The 8848-nt window shown below is 50.1% G+C and carries 1 protein-coding gene; it reads left to right on the top strand.

Translation table 11 applies throughout. From position 1 onward, the window contains the following. Positions 1 to 4 precede the first annotated feature (4 nt). The gene (locus tag GWG06_RS25670; protein WP_160717087.1) at positions 5 to 8665 is read left to right on the top strand and encodes an Ig-like domain-containing protein; all 8661 of its coding nucleotides are present in this window, start codon (positions 5 to 7) and stop codon (positions 8663 to 8665) included. The last annotated feature ends 183 nt before the right edge of the window (positions 8666 to 8848 follow it).

Genomic DNA, 8848 nt, shown 5'->3' on the forward strand with positions numbered 1-8848 from the left:
TTATATGAATGTCACATTTACCCGAGGTATCAACAGTATCCTGCTGTTACTTTTCTTCCTGCTGGCTGGCTTCACAGGCTTTGCACAGTATACGAAGACGACGCTGGAAAGCGGGCGGAAATACACAGCCATGGCCAAAGACCAGAATGGCCACCTGTATGTCGTTCGCTCCAACACCAACAATACGGCTTATGAACTCGTAAAATATACGAACGGTGCAGGAACTGCCCAGATCCTTTACAGCGGTCTGAAACACGATAATGATGTTCCACCCATCGGACTTGCCATCAATACTATCGGAGATGTATTTGTCACCAGCCTGAATTCTCCTGCCGGATGGGAAATCATTAAACTGCCGGCGCCGATGAACAATGTTCCCAGCGTTATCCACTCCGGCAGTTATTACTCGGCACTGGCAACCGATCCGTTCAACAACCTGCTTTCCCTGGAATATGATGGCGGCAACCACTATCGGGTAGTCAGATATCCGTTCGGCGCGGAACAGCTTTCCGGAACAGTTGTCTGGAATGGGCTGCAGCTGCCCCCCGGTTTGTCAAGCACCTATCCTTCCGGCATGGTAACCAACTCCAGGGGAGATATTTTCGTGACTGACTTCCTGGAAAATTCCGGCGGGCAGCTGATTAAGCTGACCGCTGCGATGGGATTCAGCGCCACTACCCTGGCAACAGGCCGGGGTTTTACAGCACTGGCGACAGATGCAGCCGACAATCTGTATATGAATGAAGCTACAGGAAGCGTACTAACCGCCCAGGTGGTAAAATACACGGATCCTACCCAGACCGGGCAGATGATCTATAATCAGCTTACCTACGATGTAAATAATCATCCGTGGGGATTAGTAGTCATGCCCAATGGAAACATTTTTGCGCACAGTAATGGTGGAAGACAGGAGCTGGTGAAGCTATCGCCTCCTAACATCAATGTTAACAGTATCACAGCGACAGGCTCCAATCCTACCAATGCTGCCGCCGTTAACTTCCGGGTTACCTTCAGCGGCGCTGCTAACGGTGTTTCCCCCAGCTCATTTTCACTGACCACGACCGGTCTTACCGCTTCAGCGATTACTGGTATCTCGCAGGTCAGTCCGGATGTATATGATGTAACCGTCAACACAGGCAGCGGTACTGCCGGTACTATCAGACTGAATGTTACCGGTACAGGCATCAGCCCGACAGTCGCCAACGCACCTTATCAGGCCGGCGTCACCTATAAAATTGACAGGGTTGCTCCTACCGGTTCTATCCTCATTAATGGCGGTGCACTTATTACCAACAATACGAGCGTAAACCTGAGTCTTACCGGCAGCGATGCCAATCCTCCGCTGGAAATGGCCTTCTCCCTTGATGGCGGCGTATATAGCGGTTATGAAACATTTGCAGCCAACAAAGCGCTGACATTGCCGGCAACCGATGGACTGAGAACGGTTACCCTCCGCCTGAAAGATGCAGCAGGTAATACAACAGACTACAGCGCTTCCATTACACTGGATACGCAGCGGCCCAATACGGTGATCACCAGTAATCCTTCCAACCCGGCTGCTTCCCGAACCGCCACCTTTACCTTCATTGCCAGCGAAGCAGATTGTACTTTCCGGGGGCAACTGGATGGCGGGCCATTCAATCCTGTTACCACTCCGCTTACCTTTACCGGACTGGCAGACGGACCACATGTCTTTCAGGTAAGAGCGGTGGATCCTGCAGGAAACACAGATGATACACCGGCCTCCTATATGTGGGTAATAGATGCCACCGGCCCGCAGATTGTTAGCGTTGCCGTTCCTGCAAATGAATACTACAATGCCGGTAAAAAACTCGACTTCAAAGTGAATTACAACGAGCCGGCCATAGTTGACCAGTCTACGGGAATTCCTTACCTCAATATCATTGTCGGCACAGAAGTCAGACAGGCATCATATGCCGGCGGTACCGGTACAACAGAATTAACTTTCAGCTATACTGTGCAGCAGGGCGACACGGATATGGATGGCATCACCATACAACCTCTGATACAGAACAACAGCGGCACTATCAAGGATGCGATTGGTAACGATGCCTCCACTACCTTGCAGAACGTTGCTGCTACTAACCTGGTAAGGGTAAATACCTCCATACCAACGGTAACATTGTCTGTGACGGCAGCCATGCCAACCAATGCAGCGTTTACTGTTACAGCCACCTTCAGCGAACCGGTAACCGGTCTTACGGTATCGGATTTCAACGTTCTGAATACAACCGTAAGCTCCTTGTCTTCATCAGCAGATAAGACAACCTACACGGTATTAATGTCCCCTGCTTCTGATGGAACACGTACTATCAGCCTGCCGGGAAGTGCGGTGGAGAATATCGGACATAATCCGAACCTGCCTTCCAATACGCTGACATATACCTATGACAGCAAACCTCCAGTGGTGACCTCAGTAACAGTGCCCGCACCGCGCTATTATAAAGCCGGTGAAACGATGTCCTTCACAGTTAATTTCAATGAGAATATAGCGTTGAACCTTGCCGGCGGCTCACCGGCACTGCAGCTGGCAATAGGTATGACAACCGTCAATGCCGCCTATATCAGCGGGGCGGCCAATAGCATTACCTTCCAGTATACGGTGGTGAACGGTGATATGGACATGGACGGTATTACTGTAAATGCCATAACGAAGAATGGTGCAGAGATCCGGGATGCAGCCACCAATGCTGCAGACCTCACCCTGCTCAATATTGGCAGTACGGCGAATGTGCGTGTAAATACCTCCCATCCGTCCACCACTATTACAAGCACGGCACCTGCTGTAGTAAATGCACCCTTTAACGCCACCATCAACTTCAGCGAATCAGTAACCGGTTTTGCTCCGCAGGATATAATCGTTACCAACGGTACTATCAACGGTTATACGATGATCACCGCAAGTACATATATCATACAGATTGCACCGGCTACAGATGGTATAGTAACTGTAAACATACCTGCCGACGCAGCAGAGAATATAGGCGGCAATGGTAACAATGCCTCCAATACCCTGTCCCGCATCTATGATGTGGCCCCACCTTCTGTAACAGCTGTGAACGTACCTGTTAACGGTTACTATAAGGCTGGCAGCATCATGGATTTCACCGTTCGTTTCAGTGAAAACATTACGCTGAATACCAGTGGCGGCAATCCTCAGCTGAGCCTCATCATCGGCACTGCAACTGTAAACGCTGCCTACACCGGTACTTCAGGCAATGATGGGCTGAACTTCAGCTATACCGTAGTAAACGGGGATATGGATATGGATGGCATTGCACTCGGTAGCCTGCTGCTAAATGGCAGTACCATTAAAGATATCGCCAACAACGATGCAACGCTGACACTGAATAATGTGGGCAATACCACCGGCGTATTTGTCAACACACAACATCCGTCAGTAGTATTATCCACCGCAGCGCCTGCGCTCGTGAATGTACCATATACGGTGACCGTCACCTTCAGCGAAGCCGTAACAGGACTTTCCGGAGCTGATTTCAATGCCACCAATGCTACCGTCAGCAATCTGTCTACTACAAACAATATCATTTATACGTTGCTGGTAACTCCTTCCGGCGACGGACCAGTAAGTATCAGCCTGCCGGCAGGTAGTGCCGTCAATATCGGCGATAACGACAATACTGCTTCCAATACCATAAACAACACCTATGATGGTACTGTTCCGGTAGTAACAGGAGTGGCTGTTCCTGCAAACGGATACTACAAGGCAGGTACCGCACTGGACTTTATCGTACGCTTCAGCGAAAACATCACGCTGAATACAAGCGGTGGTAATCCTACGCTGGATCTCATCATCGGTACTGCAACTGTTCATGCAGCATTCACCGGTACAAATGGTACAAACGGACTGAACTTCAGTTACACCGTACAGAGCGGCGATATGGATATGGACGGTATCGCTATAAACAACCTGTCTTTAAATGGCGCAAACATCAGGGATGATGCAACCAACGATGCCAACCTGATACTGAACAACGTAGGTAATACCATCCTGGTACGGGTAAATACTTCTATCCCGGCGGTAACATTATCTGCCACAGCAGCTAATCCTGTCAACACGCCATTTACAGTTACCGCTACCTTCAGTGAAGCCGTAACAGGTCTTACTACTACTGATTTTAATATAACCAATGCAACTGTCAGCAACCTGGCGACTGCGGATAATATCACTTATACGGTACTGGTAACTCCTTCCACCGATGGACCTGTCAGCATCAGCCTGCCGGCAGATGCGGCAGTGAATATCGGTGACAATGGCAACACCGCTTCCAATACACTTCCGTTCTCCTATGATGCTACTGCACCAACGGTTACATCTGTAACAGTTCCTGCAAACAAATATTACAGGGCGGGCGAAACACTCCGCTTTACGGTTAATTTCAGTGAAAACATCCTGCTGAATACCACTGGCGGCGCTCCATCCCTGCGTATTACGATTGGCGCTATTCCCGTACAGGCTGCGTATACCGGTACTGCCGGTACCAACGGGCTGAACTTCAGCTATACCGTCGTAAACGGAGATATGGACATGGATGGTATCACCGTCAATGCCCTGACGCTGAACAGCGCTACACTCAAGGATGCCGCCACCAACAACGCTATCCTGACGCTGAATAATATAGCACCGACAACGGGCGTATTTGTCAATACCACGCATCCTTCCGTGGCCATCGCTTCAGTTGCGCCGGCGATTGTAAATACACCGTTTACAGCTACCATCACTTTCAGTGAGGCCGTATCCGGCTTCACCGCCAGCGATATAACAACGGTCAACGCAAACCTCAGCAACCTGTCCACTACAGACAATACGGTGTATACGGTACTGGTAACGCCGCCTGCTGATGGTCCTGTAACCCTTAACATTGCAGCAGATGTAGCAGAGAATATAGGAGCCAATGGCAATACCGCGTCCAATACCCTGTCCCGCATCTATGATATGGCGCCTCCTGCGGTAACAGCTGTAGACGTTCCTGCCAATGGTTATTACAAGGCTGGCAGCATCATGGATTTCACCGTTCATTTCAGCGAAAATATTACGCTGAATACCACCGGTGGTACTCCGCAGCTGAGCCTTATCATTGGCGCTGCCACTGTAAATGCTGTATATACCGGCACTTCAGGCAGCGATGCACTGAACTTCAGCTATACCGTAGTAAACGGGGATATGGATATGGACGGCATTGCTGTCAGCAATCTGTTGTTAAATGGCAGTACCATTAAAGATATTGCCAACAACAACGCGACGCCGACACTGAATAATGTGGGCAATACCACCGGCGTGTTCGTCAACACACAACATCCGTCAGTAGTATTATCCACCACAGCGCCTGCGCTCGTGAATGTACCATATACGGTAACTGTTACCTTCAGCGAAGCCGTAACTGGGCTCACGGCAGCTGATTTCAATGTAACCAATGCAACTGTCAGCAACCTGACTACTGCAAATAATATCACCTATACGGTACTGATAACTCCTTCCACCGATGGACCTGTGAGTATCAGCCTGCCGGCGGGTAGTGCTGTCAATATTGGTGATAACGACAATACCGCTTCCAACACCTTAAACAGCACCTACGACGGTACTGCTCCGGTGGTTACAGCGGTAGCTGTTCCTGCAAACGGATACTATAAAGCCGGTACTAAGCTGGACTTTATCGTACGCTTCAGCGAAAACATCACGCTGAATACAGGCGGTGGCAGCCCGTCTCTGAGCCTTCTCATCGGCACTGCAACTGTTCAGGCAGCATTCACCGGTACAAATGGTACTGATGGGTTGAACTTCAGCTATACTGTACGAAACGGTGATATGGATATGGATGGTATTACCCTGGGCTCCCTGCTGCTGAATGGTGCGGTGATAAAAGATGCCGCAACCAACAACGCTGTCTTAACACTGAACAATGCCGGCAATACTTCCGGTGTAAAGGTGAATACGGTACATCCGTCAGTAACCATCAGCACACCATCCGATCCGGCAGTAAACACACCATTCACGGTGAATATCGCTTTCAGCGAGAACATAACCGGATTCACCAGCGCTGATATCGTGGTGACCAATGCTACGGTAAGCCCGGTAACCGTAATAGATAATGCTCATTACTCCGTGATCGTTGTTCCGTCCGCAGAAGGCGCGGTAACTGTTAACGTTCCCGCTGATGTGGCAGCAAACATCGGAGACAATGGCAATACCGCTTCCAATACGTTAAGTATCATTTACGATATTACCCCACCCAGGGTGACAACAGTAACAGTACCTGGCAACAGGTACTACAAAGCGGGTGATGCGCTGAACTTCACCGTTCACTTCGATGAAGATATCATCCTGCAGACAGCAGGCGGTAATCCTTCCCTCACCCTCACTATCGGCGCCGCCACTGTAAATGCCGCATATACCGGCGTTGCAGGCGCACGAACACTGAACTTCAGTTATACGGTAGTGAACGGAGATGAGGATATGAATGGTATCACCGTGGATGCGCTGATACTGAATGGCGCTGCCATAAAAGATGCTGCTACCAATGACGCTGTACTGACACTGCATAACATTGGTAACACAACCGGTGTAAGAGTGAATACTACCAGTCCTTCCGTGACACTGTCCTCTGCCGCCAACCCGCTGCTGAATGCACCGTTCACAGTAACGGCTACCTTCAGTGAAGCGGTAACAGGTCTGACAGCAGGCAGCTTCAACATCACCAACGGCACGGGCAGCAACCTGCAGACAACCGACAACATCACCTATACGCTTACGGTAACACCGGCAGCAGACGGGGTTGTCAGCGTGCGGATTCCGGCTAATGCAGCTGTTAATATCGGCATCAACGGTAACACAGCATCCAATACGCTGAACTTTACTTACGATGGTACCGCGCCAGCAATCAACTCCGTATTCGTACCCGTTAACGGTTACTATAAAGCAGGTGCTGTATTGAACTTCATTGTCTTCTTCAGTGAAAATATCCATCTCAACAGCACCGGCGGATCGCCTTATCTTGATGTCATGCTCAACACAGGTACTGTAAAGGCAGGTTACACGGTGGCTACTGCCAACAGCCTGTCCTTCAGTTACACCGTACAGCCGGGCGATATGGACCTGAACGGCATTGCCCTGGGTACCACGCTTCATTTAAACGGCAGCACAATTAAAGATGACGCTGCGAATAATGCGGTCCTTGTACTGAACAACCCGGGTAACACTTCCGGCGTGTATGTGCATACAGGATCTCCGTCTGTACAATTGTCTACCGCCGCAGCGGCCCGCGTAAACGCTCCGTTTACCGTGACAGCTGTCTTCAACGAAGCAGTAACCGGCCTGACAGCGGGAGATTTCAGCCTCACCAACGGTACTGTCAGCAATTTGCAGACAACAGACAACATCACTTACACCTTCACAGTAACACCAGCAGCGGATGGTCCTGTGATTATCCTTCTGCCCGCCGCACAGGCACAGAATGTAGTGTCTAACGGCAACACGGTTTCCAACACCCTGACAGTAACATTTGATGGTACCGCTCCGGTGATCACTGCAGGGCTGACCTTCAGTATACTGGAAAGAAGCGCGGCAGGTACGCCGGTAGGTAAAGTGACAGCCACAGAGGCAACAGGCATCCTGCAAAACTGGCATATCACAGCAGATGATTCCAACGGCGCCTTCTCTATAGACGCCAATGGCAACATCGCGGTAGCTGATCAGACTAAGCTGAACAGCCGCGTGAATACTACCGTTACCCTGCTTGTTACTGTCAGCGACGGACTGAACACCAGCGCCGCCGTACCGGTACTGGTACAGGTGAAGATGGTGAACCAGACGCCAACGCTCAATACGATAGACAATGTAACGATCTGTCCGGATGGCCGGGAGCATACTATTCAGCTCACAGGTGCTTCTGCAACAGAACCAGGGCAGACCTACGGCTTTGTAATTACCGCCGACCAGGCCGCCAGCTTCGACAAGCTCAGTGTGAGCGCTGCCGGTCTTATCACTTATCAGCTGAAAACCAGCGCTACCAGCACCTACAACGTAACCGTTACCATCAAGGATAATGGCGGTACGGCCAACGGGGGTACGGATACATTACGCCGCTCCTTCAACATACAGGTAGCGGCATTGGGTCCGATCACCATCACCAGCGATAAAGGCAACTCCGTCTCCAAAGGAGACATCCTGCATCTGCGCGCAACCGGCGGCATCCGCTACCAGTGGGATAATGCCGATGGCATCATCAGTGGTCAGCAAAGCGCCGTACTGGAAGTAAGGCCTATGCAGCAGACTACTTACCGCGTCACCGCCAGCAACGCTGCAGGCTGTACCAATACTGCCGACTTCACCGTTACCGTAGTGGCCGACTTCAAAGTCGATGCAGTGAATATCATGACGCCGAACGGTGATGGTATCAATGATAAATGGGTGATCCGCAACCTGGACAGCTATCCGGATAATGAAGTAAAAATCTTCGACCGCGCCGGCCGTATGGTGTACAGTCGCAGAAACTACAGCAATGAATGGGATGCTACCATGAACGGCAGCCCGCTCGCTGAAGGCACTTACTACTACATCTTAACGATCCAGGGTGGTGCCAAAACAGCGAAAGGATTTATTACCATTATCAGAGAAAGAAGATAATTTCTGATAGGTGTTTCAAAAAAAGGTCCGGATTTAAAATAATTGCGAATTACGAATCTATAGTGTCCGGTTAAAATAACCCAAAGGATAAATAAAAGGAGGCCGATGTGGCCTCCTTTTTTAGTAAGTTTAAGTTACCACACTAAAACTACTATTATGAGCAAAAGTAGATTTTTTTCCGGA

The organism is Chitinophaga solisilvae (assembly GCF_009928525.1).
Taxonomy (GTDB): Bacteria; Bacteroidota; Bacteroidia; order Chitinophagales; family Chitinophagaceae; genus Chitinophaga; species Chitinophaga solisilvae.